The organism is Legionella quinlivanii (genome assembly GCF_003265995.1).
In the GTDB taxonomy this organism is placed as follows: Bacteria; Pseudomonadota; Gammaproteobacteria; order Legionellales; family Legionellaceae; genus Legionella_C; species Legionella_C quinlivanii_A.
Genome location: NZ_MVJN01000008.1, coordinates 1 through 18326, shown reverse-complemented (window position 1 = coordinate 18326; position 18326 = coordinate 1). Strand labels below are relative to the sequence as shown.

Below are 18326 nucleotides of genomic sequence, written 5' to 3'. Positions count from 1 at the left end.
CAAATGCTTAAATTTTTAATGAGTCATTGTGGTTTTTTTTCGACTGAATCTGAGCATACAGCCCCGTCAATGAACTACTCCATGATAGATTTTATTTATAACTCAGAGAACAAATCCAGGCTCTATCTTGCAGAGACAATAAAACAGGACCGGTCCTCCGGGCTGGGTTCTGCATTAAATGTATATGGCGAAATTCCTATAGAAAATATGCTATTTACAGTTCTGTTCTATTGCATAATGAACTACGATAGCAATCGCCCGTCTGAGTGGACTATCTATTCTACAATAGAGACTACTACAAAAGCTGATTTATTAAATCACTTGGCAATGGAAGCAATTAAACGAATCGAGACCGAGGGAGGTTATCCAAATAAAGAGGATTACATCATAGACTTGACCCGATTAAGTGAGAAAGCGAATAAATTACAGAGGGTTTTCTCTATTGAAGCGCTTGGTCATCTAAATAAAGCGTGCCTCGATAAAATCGAAGAAATTAATCGTCCACTGCTGTACGCTCCTGCCTGATAGCACTATTTCAGTTCAGTTTTACTGTTGTACTTAATATCTTCCCCATGATTGTAGCGCTGTATTTTGTATTGAAACCGCCAATAGAGAAGAAATACGCTGCTTAAAGCTCCAATCATCATTCCCCACCAAAGTCCTGTGGTTTTCATACTGAATTGCATAGCGAAAACATAGCCGATGGGTAAGGCAAGCAGCCAGAAGCTGAAGATTGAAATCAGCAAGGTGAACCGCGTGTCTTTTAAGCTTCTTAAGGCGCCAAAGAGGGCTATCCGCACTGACTCCGCCATTTGGAACAAAGCACCGACGGCAAGGATTCTGGCAGCATCGTGAATAATGGAGTAATTTTCCGGTTTGCTGAGGTCAAAGTCGACAGAAATAAGTATGTAGGGTAAGAACCAGTAACAAAGTGCCACCAGAAACATAAAAGCAAAAGAAAGGTTTATCCCGGCATTTGCTGCTTTTTTAGCGGCTTGCGTCTCTCCCGCGCCCAGTAAATGGCCCATGCGAACCGTTATGGCTTGGGCAATTGAAAAAATAACCGACATCAGGGTGCCAAGATATTGCATTGCAATCTGGTTAGCGGCTAATAGTTGACTGCCAAAAAAGCCCATAATCAGGGTCAGAGTGAAAAAGAAGCCGACTTCAATGCAGTACATAAACCCGATTGGGCAACCGATACGCAGCAGCTCGAACACATAGGATGGCTTGCTGGCATTAAACAGTTTTTTAAAGTAGGGATGGTAGGATTTATCCATTAATAAATAAAATGCCAGCAAAACTACCGTAATCCAGTAACCAATAGTCATTCCCCAGCCAGCTCCGGCGATTCCCAGTGCCGGCAGCCCCCATTTTCCAAATATCAGCAGATAACTGAAAAGGATATTCATGGCGACATAGACCACACTGAATTTTAGAATGACTCTGGCATGGCCAAGGCCAATAATGATTTCAAATAATGCGGTCATAATAAAAGTGGGTAAAAGCCCCCAGCTGATGGCATGCAGATAGGCTTGTGCTGAAGAAACCACCGCCGGACTTTGTCCCAAAACCAGAAAAACCGGCGCCATATTCCTGAAAATCAAAAAACTGGGGATAACCAGAATAAGTGCAAGCCAAAGGCCGTCTCTTACCACTCGCGTAATCCCCTGATGATCTTTGGCGCCAAATTTATGAGCCACCAGGATATTAATGGAACTTAATGTTCCAAAGAGAATGACCACAAAGGTTCCAAAGAGCCAGCTGACTAATGATCCGGCGGCCAGAATGTCGGGACCTAAGCGGGAAAGAAAAACCGTTTCAAAAAAGAAAACCCCGGATTGCAGAATACCGGTCAAAGCCAGCGGGATGGCCAGCTTAATCAGAGGTGAATAGTCATTTTTGAATCCATTCATAGTATCAGGCCGATTTTAGTTTTATTGGGATTGCCAAGTGGTCATCTTCAGTTTTTTGTTCTTCATTCAGTATAGTAGCAAAGTCATTGCCAGGAAATTTAATACCTTGACAATCCATGAGATTGACCAAACAATAGCGGATTATTTGACATTATCAGGTTAAATTCATGCAAATTATCAGTATAAAAGGCCGTGAGATTCTGGATTCCCGCGGTAATCCTACTGTAGAGGCTGACGTAATACTAGCGAGCGGTGAAATGGGGCGTGCTGCTGTTCCTTCCGGTGCCTCTACGGGTAGTCGAGAGGCCTGTGAACTCCGGGATGGCGATAAAGCACGCTATGCGGGTAAAGGTGTCAGCAAGGCAGTTAATTTTATTAATCAGGAAATTAATCAGGCACTGCAAGGCTTTTCAGTGGAAAAGCAAGAGCAGATTGATGAAACACTTTGTCAGCTGGATGGCACAGAAAATAAATCACGCCTGGGAGCCAATGCGATACTGGCGGTGTCTCTGGCTTCAGCACGCGCTTTCGCCAGTGCCCGTAAAGAGCCTCTTTACATGAGCCTTAACCAAGGCCAGCGGATGTCAATGCCGGTTCCGATGATGAATGTCTTAAACGGCGGGGCGCATGCGGATAATAATGTCGATATCCAGGAATTTATGCTGATGCCGGTAGGGGCTTCGGATTTCTACAGCGCCTTGCAAATGGGAACCGAAGTGTTTCACGTTTTGAAAGCGGTTTTGAAAAAGCAGGGTTTGAATACGGCAGTAGGTGATGAGGGAGGTTTTGCACCTGATCTGAAATCAAACCGTCAGGCACTTGATATGTTATCCCAGGCTGTAGAACAGGCTGGGTATAAATTAGGTAAGGATCTGGTGTTTGCACTGGACGTTGCGGCTTCCGAACTCTATAAAGAAAATTCCTATCATTTGGCTTCCGATAATAAGACCCTCGATAGCGCTGGCTTGATTGCTTACTACGAAGAACTGGTTGCCAGTTATCCCATCGTCAGTATTGAAGACGGGCTGGATGAAAATGACTGGGATGGATGGCGTGAGCTGACCCGTCGGCTGGGAAATAAAATTCAATTGGTGGGTGATGATTTGTTTGTTACCAATCCCCGTATTTTACAAGAGGGAATTTCTCAAAAGATGGCCAATGCGATTTTAATCAAGTTAAATCAGATTGGCACGCTGACAGAAACACGTCAGGCTATTCAATTGGCGCAGGCTAATGGCTACCGCTGCGTGATGTCTCATCGTTCCGGTGAAACCGAAGATACCTTTATTGCTGATTTGGCGGTGGCTACAGGTTGCGGGCAAATTAAAACAGGTTCGCTTTGCCGTACGGATCGCGTGGCTAAATACAATCAATTAATAAGAATCCAGGAGCAATCCGGATTACCCTATGCTGGTAATGTATTTTCATAATACCTCGATTCTGGACTTGGGCTATAACTTTGCTGAACTGGACTCCACAAATCCATAAAGCAAAGTTATACTGGAACAACCGCTTATTTGATTACACGCATATGCGCTCAATTATTGTCATATTACTGGTAGCTCTTATCGGTCTGCAGTACAAACTGTGGCTCGGGGAGGGTAGTATTAGCCAATGGCGTCAGCTGGATAATAAAATTGCTGAAAAAACAATCGAGAACGAGCAGTTGCTGGCGCGTAATCATGCTATTGAAGCTGACATTCTCGAATTGAAAAGCGGCGAGCAGGCTTTGGAAGAGCAGGCGCGTTTTGAGCTGGGTATGGTAAAGGATGATGAGGTGTATTATCAGTTCATTGAGTAATTTCCTGCCTGATTACATGACTAACTAATAGGAATCCATTCCAGATTAGCAGGAACCAAAGGAGGACTTTCCCATAAACTGATGACATAACCACCGCCGCCTGAACCGGTAGGTTTTACGGCCAAGGCACCAAGATTTTGAAGATTCTGAATATGATGACCTAAATTCTCGCTTATCAGCCCCCAGTCTTTAAAACATTGCCCAGCTTGCTGAATCGCATCGCTCAACAGGGTTAAACTGGCAGGTGAGTACTCCTCTTTCAGTGCCTTGCGACATTTATCAACCGCGTCCTGCATGGATAAATCAATGCCTTCTGCCTGAGCGCTATCGGATTGCCACAACTGATTAACCTGGTTAATGCAGTGCGAAGTGAAGCCTATTTGCCCGCAAGATGATAAATACCAGACAGGTTTCCATTTTTGCACCATCGGGCTTACCTGACCTTGTTTAAAGGCAATACCTGATTCAGCCGAAACCCCAGCGATATCCAAACCGCTGCTTTTGCCATGAAAGAGATTTTCGAGATTTTTTGCAAAAAGGGAAGTGGTTTCAGGAGTGATCAACTTTTGAGCCGCGAACCAGCGTGCCATTGCCACACAAAGAGCTGCGGATGCCCCCATCCCCACGCCAACCGGAATGTTGCAATGCAGGTGAAAATGTCCGGTTAAACGATTTAAAGATTGGCCCAGCAATTGCTGACCCTGTTCGAGTACGCTCCAGAATAAAAGGTGCATGTCAGCGCCATTGGGACCTTCATAATTGGCGCTTAGCTCTGAATCCGAGGGTTTATAACTGAATATCAGCTTTTTTTCCTTAATTGGAAATACCAGTGCGTCATGGCCTCTTAATACAGCGTGTTCACCCGCTAAAATCCATTTGCCATATGTTGTTGTTTGAAATTCATAAAACATCATAATTTCCAACCAAGTGTTGTTGTTTAAAGCGCTGGGACAGCTCTTCCTGATCGGGTCGGTAAAGCAAATGAATGTTAGGGCCAGCGTCCATAGTGACAATAGGACCGTCACCTTCTTTTTCCCATAGTATCTGTAAAGATTTTAGCAGGGATTTGCTATTCGGTGTCATATAAGTGAATGGTTTTTCACAGGTAGCAAATAATTGATGCATATCATGAAACTCGCGCCAGCAAATCTGATAGGCATCGGCCCAGTTTTTTGCTTGTAAGGCGTTTAGCAATACTTTGAGATTTTCTACTGCTCTTTGTGTGCGTGTTGCATAGTGCTTGCTGGTTTTAACCAGACGATGTGCTTCACTTGAGGAGATTTGTTTTTCTTCCCGGCTAATAACCACAACCTGATGCAGTAATTGCTGATAGGGCAGGTCAATGGCCTGCACGCTGTCATCCTGCCAAAGAGCCCAGGGAGCAAAAAAAGAACGGCAGGAGGAACCCGAGCCTTGCCGGCTGAGATTTGCTGCTTGTGCAATAGGCGGCAAAGGAATGTTTTTCAGTTCACAAATTGCACGGATGGCGCATTTGGTCAGGGCTGCAAAACTGGATGCAGAGCTTGCCAGGCCACTGCCATGCGGAAAGTTATTCGATGAACGCACTAAAAAAGAGCCCTGATAATCAAAATGATTTTTTAGAAAGGCCAGGTGCTTTAAGAAGCGCTGCTGAGAAGCCAGCGATAATTCAAAGGGCATCGCGCCTGGTAAATGCAGTGGCTCCCAGAAATCCTGTCTGCCAGAATGACTATCGAGAGTGACATTGCTCAATAAATTGGGAAGCGTATAGGATAGGGACGGATTCGCGGGCAAATTGCTGTTATCATCCTTTTTTCCCATGTATTTTATCAGGGCTATATTTGACGGGGCCTGAGCAAACCATTGCATTAATTATTCTCCTCGCAGTTAATGACCGGGGGCGTCATTCCAAAGTATTTTATGCAGCTGAATCTGAAATCTGACCGGCAGTCGATCGGCTACTATCCAGTCCGCCAGAGTGGTCGCAGGCAATTGGTTCCAGCTTGGAGAATAAAGAATCTGGGTGCGTTCATGTAAACGTTGTTCTCGCAAAAGCTGATTGGCCCATTCGTAATCTTTACGACTGCATAATACAAACTTTATCTGGTCAGTAGGTTTTAAGTAGTCAATGTTGCTAAATAAATTTTTAGCACATTCACCGGAGTCCGGTGTTTTTAAATCCATTACGATCATGACCCGCTTGTCAACGTTTTCTATGTTGCGTGCGCCGCTGGTTTCCAGGGAAACCTGATAACCCGCATCACAAAGTTGCTGCATTAGGGTTAAACATCCTGGCTGAGCCAGAGGTTCTCCACCGGTAACGCAGACATGGCTGCATTCAAAACTGGCCACTTTTTCAAGAATAGCTGCAATTTCGGTGTTTTCCCCGCCATTAAAGGCATAGGCTGTATCGCAATACTGACAGCGAAGAGGACAGCCGGTAAGCCGTATGAAAACTGTCGGCAGGCCGACAGTGGTTGATTCGCCTTGTAATGAATGAAATATTTCAGTGATACGCAACTGGTTGTTTAATTTGGTCATGAGGTACTAAGAGTATGTAATTTAGCCAGAGCGAGCTGTGCCGTGGGAGTGTCAGGATAATTTTTTAATACTTGCTGCAAGCTTTGTTTGGCTTCGGTTTCTCTGCCTGATGCCGCCAGCGCATAGCCCATTTTCAGGGTGCAGGCTGCCGCTTTGCTGGATGAAGGGAATTGTTTGAGTACCAGGTCAAAATGGCTAATCGCTTCGGCGTAATTTTTCTTGACCATGTATAATTCGCCCAGCCAGTAATGCGCATTGGCTGTGTAGCCTCCATGTGGATACTGAGCAACAAAAGTATTCATTGCGGCCAAAGCATTGTCAAAATGCTTGTTCTTTACTAATTCATAAGCGGCAAGATAGCTTAATTGTTCATCGGCAGGATTGTTTTTAGCGGAAGGGATTACCGCAGTATTTATTTCGGTTAATGCCGTATTGCTTTGCTGAACTGATTTAACTGCAGTCGGGGCTGCAGAAGGTGCTTGATTGACGCTTGCAGTCGGCGGTGTTTTGGTTTCCAGCTTTAATTCAGCTGGATTTTCATTTCGGGCAATGGATTTGGTCTGAAGCGTGTTGCTTAGTCTTGAATCGAGATCTTTATAGAAAGACAGTTGCTGTTGCTGAAGCTGTTTTAATTCATGGGACTGCACTTCCAGTTGACCGCGAAGCTCCTGTATTTCCTGCCTCATTCCCTGAAGTTTATCCAGCAATTCTGCATTTTCACTGTGAGTCAGCTCATTATCCTGGACCAGAGCAATCTCTTCTTCAGGATAACTATCGTCAAGCTGTGCCTTGGCAACAGGCTGCTGTTCCATATCAGCCTGCTGTTCATCGAGAATCGCAAAGTTTTCGCTGTCATCCACTACAGGCGCTTCTGCAGCAGCCTGTAATGGAAGTAAACCAGCGAAACACAACGCGAGAAAGCGATGCTTCATTTGAATCATCTTGTCGCCTCATAAATAAATTCTACACGACGATTTTGCATGTGAGACGCATCGTCGTGGCCAAAATTAGCTGGACGCTCCTTACCATAACTGACCACGCGAATTTGCTGTCTGCTAACCCCAGCCATACGCATTAACTCAGCGACGGTGTTTGCACGGCGCTCACCCAGCGCAATATTGTATTCACGGCTGCCGCGCTCATCAGTATGACCCGCCAAAAGCACGCGTGCACCTGGATGAGATTTTAAATAATCGGATTGCGCATTTAAAGAGGCCATGTATTTAGGTGCAAATGTGGAGTCATCGTAAGAGAATAAGTATAACTGATTATGGGGCGCCTGAGTGGTATAGGATTCACCTGGTTCCTGACCCGCAAAACGAGTAAACTGGCCCAGACCGTGTGCCGAAGCATCAGTATCACCCATGCCGGAGTAATCACCAGCGCTGCCTGGGGTTTTTGAACAGGATGCCAGCAGGACGATGCTTGCTGCGACCAGTCCCAGTTTTAAAAATGACTTAGCTCTCATCCTTTTCTCTCCTTCTTATTCTTGGTTACAAATATTATTCGGGGGATCAAAATTTAATTCGCCCTAATGGCGAGCCATTGTACAATTGTTTTTGTATTTTCGCCATGATTTTAAGAGTGGATTGAAGTGTACTATAATCCAAGTGCGTCAAGACTTTACAAACTGTCGCCAATTTTTCCTTTAGGTATTGCAGTAAGCAAATGCTAAGTCTCTGCAGATTAATCTCTCTGGTCTAAAATTAAAAATAAAGTGCAGAGTTTAAGATGCCAAGCAAAAATGAACTTATTGACGGGTTTCTACAAATGGTTCATCAGGAGAATCGCCGTCTCAAGCCGGGTGAGCCTCATTTTGACTGGATTGTGGACGAGTTGCTCGGAACAAGTGAAAGGGTTCTTCAGGATTTCTTTAGCAAAATTGCTGACAATACCTACTCAAATAAATTAGTGGACAGGCATACAAGTTCTAATCAAACTATTTGGAATGTCTATACCATGTTAGTGGCCAAACATTTTGCCATGAACATGAGGAGAGACACCAAATTACTCGATATGATAAAAGAAATGGGTCAACATCGAGCCTTTATGGCTGATTTATTGAAGCATGGAACGGATGACGAGCGTCCAAAATATGGAAAAATAAGAGGCGAAGAATCATCACCAACGGAAATTTGTCTTGAGTTTATAGGGCCCAAAAACACTGCGTATAGTAAATTTTACAATCCAATAATGCAGCGTTTAGCGCAGGACTTCGCCCCACAGGATTTTATTTCCAGAGAATTGGAAGCAGAGACCGGGCGCCAATTGATATCCCCTTCCTTACACTACGTAGCTCAAAAATTAGAACTTGGAAAAGGTGAAACTGTAAAGTATAAGACTACCTGTCGGGATCAAAAGCCGGAACTGAGTGATCAGTTCAATGTCCACATCTTCGAATATAAAAATACCCAGTATGTAAGTTTTACCTATCCTATGATGGATGCCAAGCCCCTTTCAGAGCAGATTCAAAAGCTTCAGGAGCTCTTTGAAACACTTCTTAAATGGGATGTGAAAAAAGATCCTGCTGGTTTTTATAAAAATCTTGCGGTCTTAAATCGGGAGTTGTACCGCATACTGCCTATTCGATTAGGTTCAGCGGCTTTGGCTGAGTGGATAATTCTCTCAATAGCTCAGGCCAAAGATGTTGATCTTGGAAACGTCAGAACAATGGAGATCCCGCGAGACTTTATGGCGTTTGCCACAAGAAGCAGCGAATCATATGCCAATTGGTATCTTGATAATGTATTTGAAAATGTCAGGAATACGGTTCACGACAATTTTAAAAACTCAATCGTTCGCTATGTTCAAACTATGCGCATTGAATTGCCTGCCGACTCGCCAGCTCTGATGAACCTCAATGCGATGTATAATGAGTTTAAGCAGTTGGAGTCATCCAGTATAAGTGCTTATCAGGAATTGATTCAGGGGCTGCGCAACAATCACCCTGCAGAGCATATTTCCTGTAAAATAGAGCATTTTTTTGACGAGGAAAATTACCCTAAACAGTGGGTGCCACCAGAAATGAGTCTGGATGATCCTTTATTATCAGCCGTTAAAGCACAAATTGATATTTTGAGAGACGAGAGAGCGCGATTTTTTAAAGCCAGTAAGGGGCTTAAGGCCGAGAAACAAGCAGGGCTTAATCTGTTACTTACTCTGATACCAGAATATGGATTGCGTGGGGCGCTTGTTAAAGTGTTGGAGAAATATCCTGATATAGAAAAGGGTAAGGGAAGCAGGACTAAAGCAGTGTTGGACAAGTTAAGGGATAGTTTACCCCCTGAAGAGGTTAAGAGCATACCTTCCTGTACGGATTATAAGGTAGCAGTTGACGGTATTAAATCGCAGCAACAAGCTCCTGTGGGTGACGGCGCTCCTGATTTGAGAGCTGAATCAGCAAAAGCCAGCAGCCCCGGTGGAAGATAGAAACATTGCTTAAGCTCAATGGGAGTCATTTTTAACATGATTTAATACAAACTTTGTAACCCCGGCTGTAAATAATCCTGTGGCCTGGTTCGCGGCAATAACACCGCCGTAGGGTGTATCGCTTGGACACGGAATATGCAATTCAATTATTCTTGAAGCGATAATACGATTATCACTAACATGTGTTAAAACAATTTTGGCCGTGAAATCAAGCTGGCTGGGCTTTTTGAGAAAACTCTGCTGTAATTCCAATAGCTGTGTATCGAGACGATAATCGGTTAATTCCGAAGTTGCAGTCGAGGCGACTGCATAGAAATAGCCGCTTTTCTGCAAGCTCTGCACCATGAGAGGTAATAGCATATCGGCGGGTGGCCCCATCCAGGCATTATGGACAAAATTGCTGATTTCAAAGGGCTTATCGGTATACAGCATCTCTTCGGTGTCATAGCCGGTTGCAGCATCCGGATGGGTTATCAGAATGGAAGCATGGACCGGCTTACTGGCAGCTTTCTCGCTGCTGAAGCTTTCCAGTTTATATTCATTGGTAACTGTCGGTTTAACCGCACATCCTTGCAAAAACAGTATGCTGGCAATCAGGCCAAAGCTTCCGATTAATCTATTCAAGTCACTCTCCCGGTCCGGCTTTGGGCGTCGCAGTTCCCCGAACCACCACAGCAGGATTTTGGCGCATTAAGTTACTGACTTGTTCCAGATTAGCTGCAATCGTATTTAAACGGCGAATCAGAACAACGGCAGGCGGTATGGTTTGTTGTGAAATTTTATCCAGGGTGGTTTTGCCGGCATCCATAGCGCTGCTCACTTTTTCCCCTGCTTCACTAATTCGTTCTGTCATTACACTCAGTTTTTCCACCCCTTGTTTCACATCGCGGATAATCGCCGGCAAATCTTTACTCGCTTGGGCGAGATTGCGGGTCAGAACGTCTGTGCTTTTCAGGGTATTGTTAATGGTTTCGTTATTTTTAGCCACCACATCAGAAAAGCCCTCCAGGTTTTTTAAGGTGTTTTTAATGTACAGGGCATTTTCATCATCAAAAATTTTATTAATCTTGACCGTAACGCCATTTACATTCTCAGCGACTTCTTTTAATACGCTATCCAACTGATAAAAAAGAGAAGGCTTGGCTGGAATAATGGGATAAGGTTCTTTGGGAATTTTTTTCAAGGGAGTGAGTTCAGAGGAGGAGGCGGATAAACCCACGTAAGTTGTACCGGTAATACCCTGCGAAATTAATGTGGCGGTGGTACTGGTGGTTATGGGGGTGCCCTCCTCAATATTCAATAAAATTTTAACTTGCTGAGGATCGATCTGGCTTAATTCGATTTTAGCCACTGAACCCACCGGCACGCCATTGTATTTCACCGGCGAGTCTTCACTGAGTCCTGAAACTGCTTCATGGATATATACTGCATATATTTTGTATTTCTTTTGATCAAAACCTACTGATAGCCACAGGGCTGACGCCAGCAGAGCCGCAGTAAGAATGACAACAGTTAACCCAACGATAGTGTAATTTGTTTTAGCTTCCAAGGAATTTTAGCTCCGATGGCAAATGCCAGTAGTTTAAAATTTACTAAAGTATTCAGCAATCAGTGGATGCGGATTTTTCATTAATTCTTTTAAAGGCTCCACTGCCAACACTTCTCCATTCCCTATAAAAGCAACCCGATCGGTTGATTTTAAGGATTCAAGGTCGTGACTTATCATCACAACGGTTAAGTTTAATGTTTTACGTAAAAAAAGAATCAGTTCATCGAACTGACGCGCCCCTCGCGGATCAAGACCGGTTGTTGGTTCATCCAGAAATAATAATTCCGGATCCATAGCGATGGCTCTTGCCGCGGCTGCTCTTCGCTGCATACCGCCGCTTAACTCGGAAGGATACTTGCTCGCTGATTCTTCCGGCAATCCGACCAGCGACAGCTTGAGCATGGCCAGTTTTTCCATAAACTGCTTATCCATGGCCGTAAATTCACGCATAGGAAACGTTATATTTTCCAAAACAGTCATGGCCGAAAACAAGGCGCTATGTTGAAATAACATGCCCCAACGTTGACGCAAGGTATTGGCTTTACGCACAGAAAGGGTCGATATATCCTGACCAAAAATCTTAATCTCGCCTTCAGTTGGCTTTAAAAGCATCAACAAACTGCGCAATATTGTGGTTTTACCGCTGCCGCTCCCTCCGATAATCGCAAGAATTTCTCCCTGATTGACAGTTAAATTGACATCCGTATGGACCCAATGCCCGCCCAGTTTGTTTTTTAAACCAGTTACTTCAATTACAGGGGCAGCCATTATAAATCCATCCAGCTGTAAACCACTGAGAACACCGCATCGGCAATAATAATCAGGAACAAGGCCTGAACAACGCTTTTGGTCGTTTGACTTCCGACGCTGTCAGCACTGGATTCCACTTGAAATCCCTGGAAACAGCCTACCAAAGCAATCAGAAAGGCGAAGGCCGGTGCTTTATAAAGGCCTAACATCAATTGAGATAAGCCAACTGAATCTTTCAGGCGGGCCAGATAGTCGAAATGGTTGACGCCAAGCATCCATTTTGACATGAACATCGCTCCAAACACACTGAATACATCAGACCAGAAAATCAGTAAGGGAAAAACAATCAGCAGGCCAATGACTTTGGGCATGACCAGTAACTCGGTAGGGGATAAGCCCATTGTATAAAGGGCATCGATTTCTTCATTGATTTTCATGCTGCCAATCTGGGCAGTAAATGCTGAACTGGTGCGGCCCGCTACGATAATGGCGGTAATCAGCGGGGCGAACTCTCTGAAAATCGCCATTCCTGATAAATAAGCGATAAAGATGTTGGCTCCATAAGTTTGCAGCTGAAGCCCCATCTGATAAGCCAGTACAACACCAATTAAAAAAGAAAGCAGTGCCACGATTGGAAGGGCTTTGATACCAGCTGAATCTATAATGGAAACAATGCTCGGGAACTGAAAGCGCCGCCATTGCCCAAATGCTTCAAACAGTTTGGTGCTCAGATCGCCAAGCAAAATAATAAAGCCGTCAGCCTGATTAATTTTATGAATGGTTTCCTGACCAATCATCTCAAGAATGGGCTGAGGTTTTGCTGGGGGCACATGAAAATCAAGCACTTCCTGTTTTTCAGCAATCAGTTTAAGCAGTTCCGATTGCTGGGTATTAAAGTCTTCCAGCTCCGCTTTTTTGTGGTGCTGTTTCAGAAATAAAATAAAATTATGCAGCGCTAATGCGCCTGCACTATCAAAATGCTTAAGCTGCTTTCCATTGATACGCAGGCTATCCGATTCTGGCAGCTTTTCTTTTTGCACTGCCTCAATGAAGCCATTCAGAGTGGAGACGGTCCAGGATCCTGTGCATTCATATCGCTGATGCTCTTCGTCATATTTAAGCCCGGCGTCTGAGAGTACTTTAGTCATGATTGCATTGGCTATAAGAATTGTTTAACGCAGAGAATACAAGCGTTCTGCCAGCCATTTAATTATCTCGAATAAACTATTTACGTAGAGTATCTAGGCGCGCATTTTTTTTCAATCATAAAATTCGAGAGTGTTCATTAAACTGTGTCATTACTCGCAGGCACACCGTCATCTCGAACGTAGTGAGAAATCTCCCAAATCTGAGATGGCATGACAGTTTAATGAACACTCTCCAAAATTCAGATCTGAAGACTTGAGAAATTGGAGAATTTGTGAGATGACTTTTAATTAAGAACCCTGCTTGTAGGTCAGGCCGGTACAGCAGTAAGGATGTAAAATTAAATAATGACGCCGATCAGGAAGTTAAGATTATTTCTTTGGGGGGTAGATCCGGGCTATTTCCGTCTCAAACATGCATTAAAAACGGTCATGGCGATTTTGATTACCTTGACGCTGAGCATAAAAGAACCTTTATTCGGAAAATTAATGGCCGGAATCGCCTGCGGATTCTCACTGCAGGGAATCATTGCCAAGTCTTTTGCTTTGCGGGTTATTCAGGTCATCGTGTTTGATCTGGTTTATTTTATGGTTTTCATTCTGGGATTGAAAGTCAGGGATTCGCACAACCTGACGGCACTGGTTTTAATTGGATTAGGATTTGCAGTGAACTACTGTCGTCGTTTTGGACTGCAAAACAGTATGGCACCGATGATGGCGTGGATCCTGTGTTTTTTTGCTACTATTTTGCCCTTTGATACACCGGATGCCGCCTGGATGCATTTGCATGCTTTGATTATTGGTCTTTTAGTTGCGGCATTGGTGGCAATATTCATCTTTCCGGAAAATTATCCCAAATTATATATAAAAAACTCAAATCGTTTATTTAAATTACTCGCAAGAGGAATGAGGGAAATCCGATACTATCTGGTTAAACGCGATGTTATTCAAAGTTTTGAAAAATTGTCCTTTGTGCGATTGAAACATAATATGAATCACTTGCTCGACAGCAACCAAACGATAGAGCAAAGCGATGTATTTGATGGCTACCAATCAACAGTCAGCGAAATTCTCGTTCATCAGTATGCTTTTGTGAGCGCCTACACGATGATGGTGGAAGCCTACCATGTTATAAAAATTTATGATTATCAACTGCCTCGCTCCGTTCGATTATCCTTAGTCGTCATTAATCGACGTCTCGCCGCGCTTTTTGATGCGGTGCGAATGAGAAAGGATTTTGTGATCCGATATGAGCGCGTGAAGGTTTCCCTGCGGCAGCTGGATGAATCCATGAGCCATGAGCTTCTGACGGAGCCTACACTGGTGATGGCTTTACTCAATCTGAAATTAACATTCAATTTGCTTAATCAGCACATGGCTGAACTGGTAAGGATTCAAGATGGCGCTTCGCAATACCACTAAAATAGCATGGCAGGCTGCAGCAGCAATTACCATCGCGGAAATTTTAAGTTACTTTCTGAATCTGGAAAGAGGCTATTGGATTACCCTCACAGCAATGGCATTGACTACCCAATCCTGGGGAGAGAGTCTGAAACGCTCGCTGGAACGGGTCAGTATGACAATTCTTGGCGGGGCGGGTGGTACGCTCTTGTATTGGCTAACCCCGCAGAACCAGTATGTAATTCTGGGGATCATGCTATTGTTTGTGTTTTTCGCAGTGTATCTTTTTCAGATTTTTCATCTGGCTGCAATGATTGCCCTGACGGGCTTTGTAGTTTACTTATTTGCCATGTTTGGCGACTGGAATCTGTATTTACTGCGAGAAAGAATTCTGGATACAGCGCTTGGTGCTGCGATCGCATTGACCGTTTCCACGTATTGTATGCCGGTCAGAACCAATGTGGTTGATTTGTTTGTGCGCTATATAGAAAAAATTCAGGCCTCGTTGTCCAATGAGTTTCTGAATCGGCCAATTACTTCAGAGCCCGTTACGGTTCAGCAATTATATCTTGAGTATCAGTTGATACGGAAAAACGCATTATCTATTAGTTATGAAGTCCTTTTTCATCGCATTAACCGCAAGGATTTTCATCTTTTACTGACGCAAACCGCTTTTTGTACTCACTATGTAGTGGGGCTGATAGAGGCTTATTCCTGGCTTTCCTCTTATATCAATGAAGAGGATAAAAAACGAATTCTACTGGCAGTGAATACCACAATAAATAATCTGGATACATTAAAAAAGCGTCTGAAAAAAGAAACTCATGCGCCGATGCTGCCTGCGATTAACATCATTGATATATTGACCAAGGCAATTAAAGCAGATCCTGCCCGATTTTCTACACTGGAAAGCAAATCCCTGGGATTTTTTAATCTGATGTATTTTTTTACACGCTTAAATACACGCCTGAATGAAATTTATTCCTTATTGGAAAAGGTCAAGAAATGATTCCTTTAATCTTATAGTTATCTTCTAAGGGTTTATGCTAAAGTCTGCCTTTTTTTAATGTTATTGGTTTAACCGCTAGTTATTTCAGATTTACAGGAGAAGGCATGCCGATTAGTAATCAAGCCAGCCAATTATTTCAGGGTTTTTCCAGATTGAATCGCGAGGAACGATTTAATCGATTATTGGAATTAGGCGCTTTAACTAGCGATGATGTGTCTTACCTGAGAGCGGGGGGCATAAATGACATTAGCCTCGCAGATAAACTGATTGAGAATGTGATTGGCTATTTTCAATTGCCTCTGGGGGTCGCTACCAATTTTCGTATTGATCATCAGGATTATATTATTCCACTCGCGGTGGAAGAAACCTCAATCATTGCGGCTTTATCAAAAACTGCTAAATGGGTAAGACAACAGGGTGAAATTACCACCTGGGTCGATGGTGAATGCATTATTGGACAAATTCAGTTAGCCAAAGTCAAAAATTTTCCCCGTTTTGAAGCCTTGTTTCAGCAAAACAAGCAGATGCTAATCCAAAAAGCCAATGAGGATGTTGCCACCAATATGGTAAAACGCGGCGGCGGAGTGAGAGATTTGCATTTGCGTCATTTGGTTCGTGATGACGGGGCTGATATGGCCATTATCCATCTGATGATGAATAGCTGTGACGCAATGGGAGCTAATATTATTAATCAGGTACTGGAATATCTGAAAACGCCGCTTGAGAACTTAAGCGGTGAACAAGTTTCCATGTGCATTTTGTCCAATCTTAATGATCAGAAATTAACGACCGCTCGTGTCGTAATTAATGAGGTAGATGACGAATTAGGCGAGCGCCTGCAGGAAGCGTCTTTGTTTGCTGAAAAGGATCCTTACCGCGCTGCGACTCATAATAAAGGGGTTATGAACGGCATCGATCCGGTTTTAATTGCAACGGGAAATGACTGGAGAGCTGTCGAGGCAGGGATTCACGCCTATGCAGCTCACAGTGGCCAATATCGCGCTATTACCCGCTGGCGTTACAATAATGGTCAATTAACCGGGCAATTAACGGCGCCGCTTATAGTAGGAACGGTCGGCGGAGTGACGGCGCTTCATCCCACTGCCAGCATGTGTTTGCGCATGATGGGAATTGACTCCGCCAATCATTTGGCAAGAGTTATCGCGGCGGTGGGTTTAGTACAGAACCTTGGGGCCATGAAGGCACTTTGCACCGAAGGCATTATTCAGGGACATATGAAATTGCATATTGATAATCTATTATTAGTTGCAGGAGCCAACGAAGATGAAATGCCTGTATTGAAAGATAAGCTGCAAAGCTGGCTATCATTAAATAAGCGCGTTAGTCTTAAAAATGCGCAGGAGCTATTGGCAGAGATCCGCAAAGGATAATAAAGAATGAAATGGTCTATCCCTGCAAAAACATTTCTGATTGGAGAATATGCGGCTGTTATAGGTAAACCAGCTATTATTCTCACGACATCGCCCTGCTTTGAGTTGAGAATTAATTCAACGGAAGAAATCCAGGGAATTCACCCTGAATCTCCGGCAGGAAAATGGTGGAGCAGACAAAAACAGGCTGGGGCAGGACTAAGCTGGGTTGACCCTTATCAGGGGCAGGGAGGTTTAGGGGCTTCAAGTGCTCAGTTTCTGGGGGCTTATCTGGCGAGCTGCTATTTACAAAATATTAGCCCGACGCAAGAAAATCTTTTAAATGCTTATTTTGAATGCGCCTGGAACGGCAAGGGACTTCGCCCCAGCGGTTATGATGTGCTGGCTCAGTCAAATCATCACTGCGTCTACATCAATCGTGAGCAAAATACCCTGGGCTGTTACCAGTGGCCATTTCCGGATATCGCCTTTCTTTTGCTGCACAGCGGAAAAAAACTGGCGACCCATCACCATTTACAGGATATGAGTTTACCAGATGCCATTCACGTGCTGCCATCAATAGTCGAACAGGCAAAAACAGCTTTTGAACACAACGATAGTCAAAGTCTCATCGATGCGATTAACACTTATCATCAACGTTTGTCGGAAATGGGATTAGTGGCAGAACATAGCCATCAGCAGATCATGGACTTAAAAGCTGATAAAAGCGTTCTCGCAGCAAAGGGCTGCGGAGCTTTGGGAGCAGATGTGTTACTGATTGTTGTAGCGGCTGAGCAATTGAATGAACAGAAAATTAAACTGGCTCATGAGGGTTGGGTAATTCTTGCCAGTACTGATCATTTATATATCGGAGAGGCGTTAATTTAAAAAATAATTCAAAAAAATACTTGAAATTTTATCCTAATCCGTTATTATTCCAGCCTCTTTGGGCCGTTAGCTCAGTCGGTAGAGCAGAAGGCTTTTAACCTTTGTGTCATAGGTTCGATTCCTATACGGCCCACCATTTTTGGTGGATAATCCAAAGAGCAAATAACTATTAGTGACAAACCAATGGGTCGTTAGCTCAGTCGGTAGAGCAGAAGGCTTTTAACCTTTGTGTCATAGGTTCGATTCCTATACGACCCACCATTTCAGACCACTAATATAGATCAGCACAAGTTTTACCCGAATCTCACCAGGCGCTCGTAGCTCAGCTGGATAGAGTACTTGGCTTCGAACCAAGGTGTCGGGGGTTCGAGTCCCTCCGAGCGCGCCAATTAAATCAAGCACTTAGCTCAAAACCATGGGTCTTTCCCAATAACGGGGGCAGCTTTAATCATCCGCAAAGGACTCTAACACGTAGTCTATAGTTTTCAAAATTCCTAAATCCATATGCTCTTCGCTGGATAAGTTTCATTTTTCGATGAAAGCCTTCA

Annotated in this window: 19 protein-coding genes and 3 tRNA genes; 11 read left to right on the top strand and 11 right to left on the bottom strand. The window is 43.9% G+C overall.

Annotated features, from left to right (window positions below):
- Positions 1–81: 81 nt before the first annotated feature.
- Positions 82–525: a hypothetical protein gene (locus B1207_RS11000; RefSeq protein ID WP_112220030.1), complete on the top strand. Its 444-nt coding sequence runs from the start codon at positions 82–84 to the stop codon at positions 523–525.
- A gap of 5 nt (positions 526–530) precedes the next feature.
- Here B1207_RS11000 and B1207_RS10995 read toward each other — a convergent pair whose 3' ends face one another.
- Complete coding sequence (locus B1207_RS10995) at positions 531–1916, bottom strand: MATE family efflux transporter (RefSeq protein WP_112220029.1); 1386 nt, start codon at positions 1914–1916, stop codon at positions 531–533.
- Positions 1917–2083: 167 nt separating this feature from the next.
- Here B1207_RS10995 and eno point away from each other — a divergent pair, with 167 nt between their 5' ends.
- Together eno and ftsB are read left to right on the top strand one after the other, a co-directional pair.
- Positions 2084–3346 (top strand): phosphopyruvate hydratase, encoded by a 1263-nt coding sequence (eno, locus tag B1207_RS10990; protein WP_112220028.1) that lies wholly within the window; start codon positions 2084–2086, stop codon positions 3344–3346.
- 101 nt (positions 3347–3447) lie between these two features.
- The gene (gene ftsB / locus B1207_RS10985; protein WP_112220027.1) at positions 3448–3717 is read left to right on the top strand and encodes a cell division protein FtsB; all 270 of its coding nucleotides are present in this window, start codon (positions 3448–3450) and stop codon (positions 3715–3717) included.
- Between the two features lie 20 nt (positions 3718–3737).
- Here the strand turns inward: ftsB and B1207_RS10980 are convergent, their stop codons facing one another.
- The 5 genes from B1207_RS10980 to pal are packed head-to-tail and all read right to left on the bottom strand — an operon-like array spanning position 3738 to position 7705.
- Entirely contained in the window at positions 3738–4628 is an 891-nt protein-coding gene (locus tag B1207_RS10980; protein WP_112220026.1) for a mevalonate kinase family protein, read from the bottom strand.
- Positions 4618–5565, bottom strand: a complete 948-nt coding sequence (locus tag B1207_RS10975; protein ID WP_112220025.1) for a diphosphomevalonate/mevalonate 3,5-bisphosphate decarboxylase family protein — start codon at positions 5563–5565, stop codon at positions 4618–4620. Before B1207_RS10975 ends, B1207_RS10980 begins: the two co-directional genes overlap by 11 nt.
- Before the next feature lie 18 nt (positions 5566–5583).
- On the bottom strand, positions 5584–6237 hold the full coding sequence (gene queE / locus B1207_RS10970; RefSeq protein WP_112220024.1) for a 7-carboxy-7-deazaguanine synthase QueE: 654 nt from the start codon (positions 6235–6237) through the stop codon (positions 5584–5586).
- Positions 6234–7178, bottom strand: coding sequence for a tol-pal system protein YbgF (ybgF, locus tag B1207_RS10965; RefSeq protein ID WP_112220023.1), 945 nt, complete (start codon positions 7176–7178; stop codon positions 6234–6236). Before ybgF ends, queE begins: the two co-directional genes overlap by 4 nt.
- Positions 7175–7705 carry a peptidoglycan-associated lipoprotein Pal gene (gene pal, locus B1207_RS10960; RefSeq protein WP_112220022.1) on the bottom strand — a complete coding sequence of 177 codons (531 nt, stop codon included), beginning with the start codon at positions 7703–7705 and terminating at the stop codon, positions 7175–7177. Before pal ends, ybgF begins: the two co-directional genes overlap by 4 nt.
- Positions 7706–7968: 263 nt before the next feature.
- Here pal and B1207_RS10955 point away from each other — a divergent pair, with 263 nt between their 5' ends.
- Positions 7969–9666, top strand: coding sequence for a hypothetical protein (locus tag B1207_RS10955; protein ID WP_112220021.1), 1698 nt, complete (start codon positions 7969–7971; stop codon positions 9664–9666).
- 15 nt (positions 9667–9681) lie between these two features.
- Here B1207_RS10955 and B1207_RS10950 read toward each other — a convergent pair whose 3' ends face one another.
- From B1207_RS10950 to B1207_RS10935, 4 genes are read right to left on the bottom strand one after another with little or no spacing between them, the layout of a single operon-like run.
- Positions 9682–10290 carry an ABC-type transport auxiliary lipoprotein family protein gene (locus B1207_RS10950; protein ID WP_253255843.1) on the bottom strand — a complete coding sequence of 203 codons (609 nt, stop codon included), beginning with the start codon at positions 10288–10290 and terminating at the stop codon, positions 9682–9684.
- A gap of 1 nt (position 10291) precedes the next feature.
- Entirely contained in the window at positions 10292–11215 is a 924-nt protein-coding gene (locus B1207_RS10945) for an MlaD family protein (RefSeq protein WP_112220020.1), read from the bottom strand.
- A gap of 33 nt (positions 11216–11248) precedes the next feature.
- Entirely contained in the window at positions 11249–11983 is a 735-nt protein-coding gene (locus tag B1207_RS10940; protein WP_112220019.1) for an ABC transporter ATP-binding protein, read from the bottom strand.
- Positions 11983–13113, bottom strand: a complete 1131-nt coding sequence (locus B1207_RS10935) for an MlaE family ABC transporter permease (protein ID WP_112220018.1) — start codon at positions 13111–13113, stop codon at positions 11983–11985. Before B1207_RS10935 ends, B1207_RS10940 begins: the two co-directional genes overlap by 1 nt.
- A 429-nt stretch (positions 13114–13542) precedes the next feature.
- Here B1207_RS10935 and B1207_RS10930 point away from each other — a divergent pair, with 429 nt between their 5' ends.
- From B1207_RS10930 to B1207_RS10900, 7 genes are all read left to right on the top strand, one after another.
- The gene (locus tag B1207_RS10930; protein ID WP_172458282.1) at positions 13543–14532 is read left to right on the top strand and encodes a hypothetical protein; all 990 of its coding nucleotides are present in this window, start codon (positions 13543–13545) and stop codon (positions 14530–14532) included.
- Positions 14510–15520: an FUSC family protein gene (locus B1207_RS10925; RefSeq protein ID WP_112220016.1), complete on the top strand. Its 1011-nt coding sequence runs from the start codon at positions 14510–14512 to the stop codon at positions 15518–15520. Before B1207_RS10930 ends, B1207_RS10925 begins: the two co-directional genes overlap by 23 nt.
- Before the next feature lie 104 nt (positions 15521–15624).
- Positions 15625–16911, top strand: coding sequence for a hydroxymethylglutaryl-CoA reductase, degradative (locus B1207_RS10920; RefSeq protein ID WP_112220015.1), 1287 nt, complete (start codon positions 15625–15627; stop codon positions 16909–16911).
- A 6-nt stretch (positions 16912–16917) separates the two neighbouring features.
- Positions 16918–17778: a mevalonate kinase family protein gene (locus B1207_RS10915; RefSeq protein ID WP_112220014.1), complete on the top strand. Its 861-nt coding sequence runs from the start codon at positions 16918–16920 to the stop codon at positions 17776–17778.
- A gap of 60 nt (positions 17779–17838) precedes the next feature.
- Positions 17839–17914, top strand: a tRNA-Lys gene (locus tag B1207_RS10910).
- A gap of 49 nt (positions 17915–17963) precedes the next feature.
- A tRNA-Lys gene (locus tag B1207_RS10905) sits at positions 17964–18039 on the top strand.
- Positions 18040–18089: 50 nt separating this feature from the next.
- Positions 18090–18166: transfer RNA gene (locus B1207_RS10900), tRNA-Arg, on the top strand.
- Positions 18167–18226: 60 nt separating this feature from the next.
- Here the strand turns inward: B1207_RS10900 and B1207_RS10895 are convergent.
- On the bottom strand, positions 18227–18326 hold a 100-nt coding region (locus B1207_RS10895), incomplete at its 5' end, for a transposase (RefSeq protein WP_146740063.1).

Excerpts from the sequence above, each read along its gene's own strand:
- B1207_RS11000 (WP_112220030.1), top strand. The coding sequence starts at position 82 with ATGATAGATTTTATTTATAACTCAGAGAACAAATCCAGGCTCTATCTT.
- B1207_RS10995 (WP_112220029.1), bottom strand. The coding sequence starts at position 1,916 with ATGAATGGATTCAAAAATGACTATTCACCTCTGATTAAGCTGGCCATC.
- eno (WP_112220028.1), top strand. The coding sequence starts at position 2,084 with ATGCAAATTATCAGTATAAAAGGCCGTGAGATTCTGGATTCCCGCGGT.
- ftsB (WP_112220027.1), top strand. The coding sequence starts at position 3,448 with ATGCGCTCAATTATTGTCATATTACTGGTAGCTCTTATCGGTCTGCAG.
- B1207_RS10980 (WP_112220026.1), bottom strand. The coding sequence starts at position 4,628 with ATGTTTTATGAATTTCAAACAACAACATATGGCAAATGGATTTTAGCG.
- B1207_RS10975 (WP_112220025.1), bottom strand. The coding sequence starts at position 5,565 with ATGCAATGGTTTGCTCAGGCCCCGTCAAATATAGCCCTGATAAAATAC.
- queE (WP_112220024.1), bottom strand. The coding sequence starts at position 6,237 with ATGACCAAATTAAACAACCAGTTGCGTATCACTGAAATATTTCATTCA.
- ybgF (WP_112220023.1), bottom strand. The coding sequence starts at position 7,178 with ATGATTCAAATGAAGCATCGCTTTCTCGCGTTGTGTTTCGCTGGTTTA.
- pal (WP_112220022.1), bottom strand. The coding sequence starts at position 7,705 with ATGAGAGCTAAGTCATTTTTAAAACTGGGACTGGTCGCAGCAAGCATC.
- B1207_RS10955 (WP_112220021.1), top strand. The coding sequence starts at position 7,969 with ATGCCAAGCAAAAATGAACTTATTGACGGGTTTCTACAAATGGTTCAT.
- B1207_RS10940 (WP_112220019.1), bottom strand. The coding sequence starts at position 11,983 with ATGGCTGCCCCTGTAATTGAAGTAACTGGTTTAAAAAACAAACTGGGC.
- B1207_RS10935 (WP_112220018.1), bottom strand. The coding sequence starts at position 13,113 with ATGACTAAAGTACTCTCAGACGCCGGGCTTAAATATGACGAAGAGCAT.
- B1207_RS10930 (WP_172458282.1), top strand. The coding sequence starts at position 13,543 with ATGGCGATTTTGATTACCTTGACGCTGAGCATAAAAGAACCTTTATTC.
- B1207_RS10925 (WP_112220016.1), top strand. The coding sequence starts at position 14,510 with ATGGCGCTTCGCAATACCACTAAAATAGCATGGCAGGCTGCAGCAGCA.
- B1207_RS10920 (WP_112220015.1), top strand. The coding sequence starts at position 15,625 with ATGCCGATTAGTAATCAAGCCAGCCAATTATTTCAGGGTTTTTCCAGA.
- B1207_RS10915 (WP_112220014.1), top strand. The coding sequence starts at position 16,918 with ATGAAATGGTCTATCCCTGCAAAAACATTTCTGATTGGAGAATATGCG.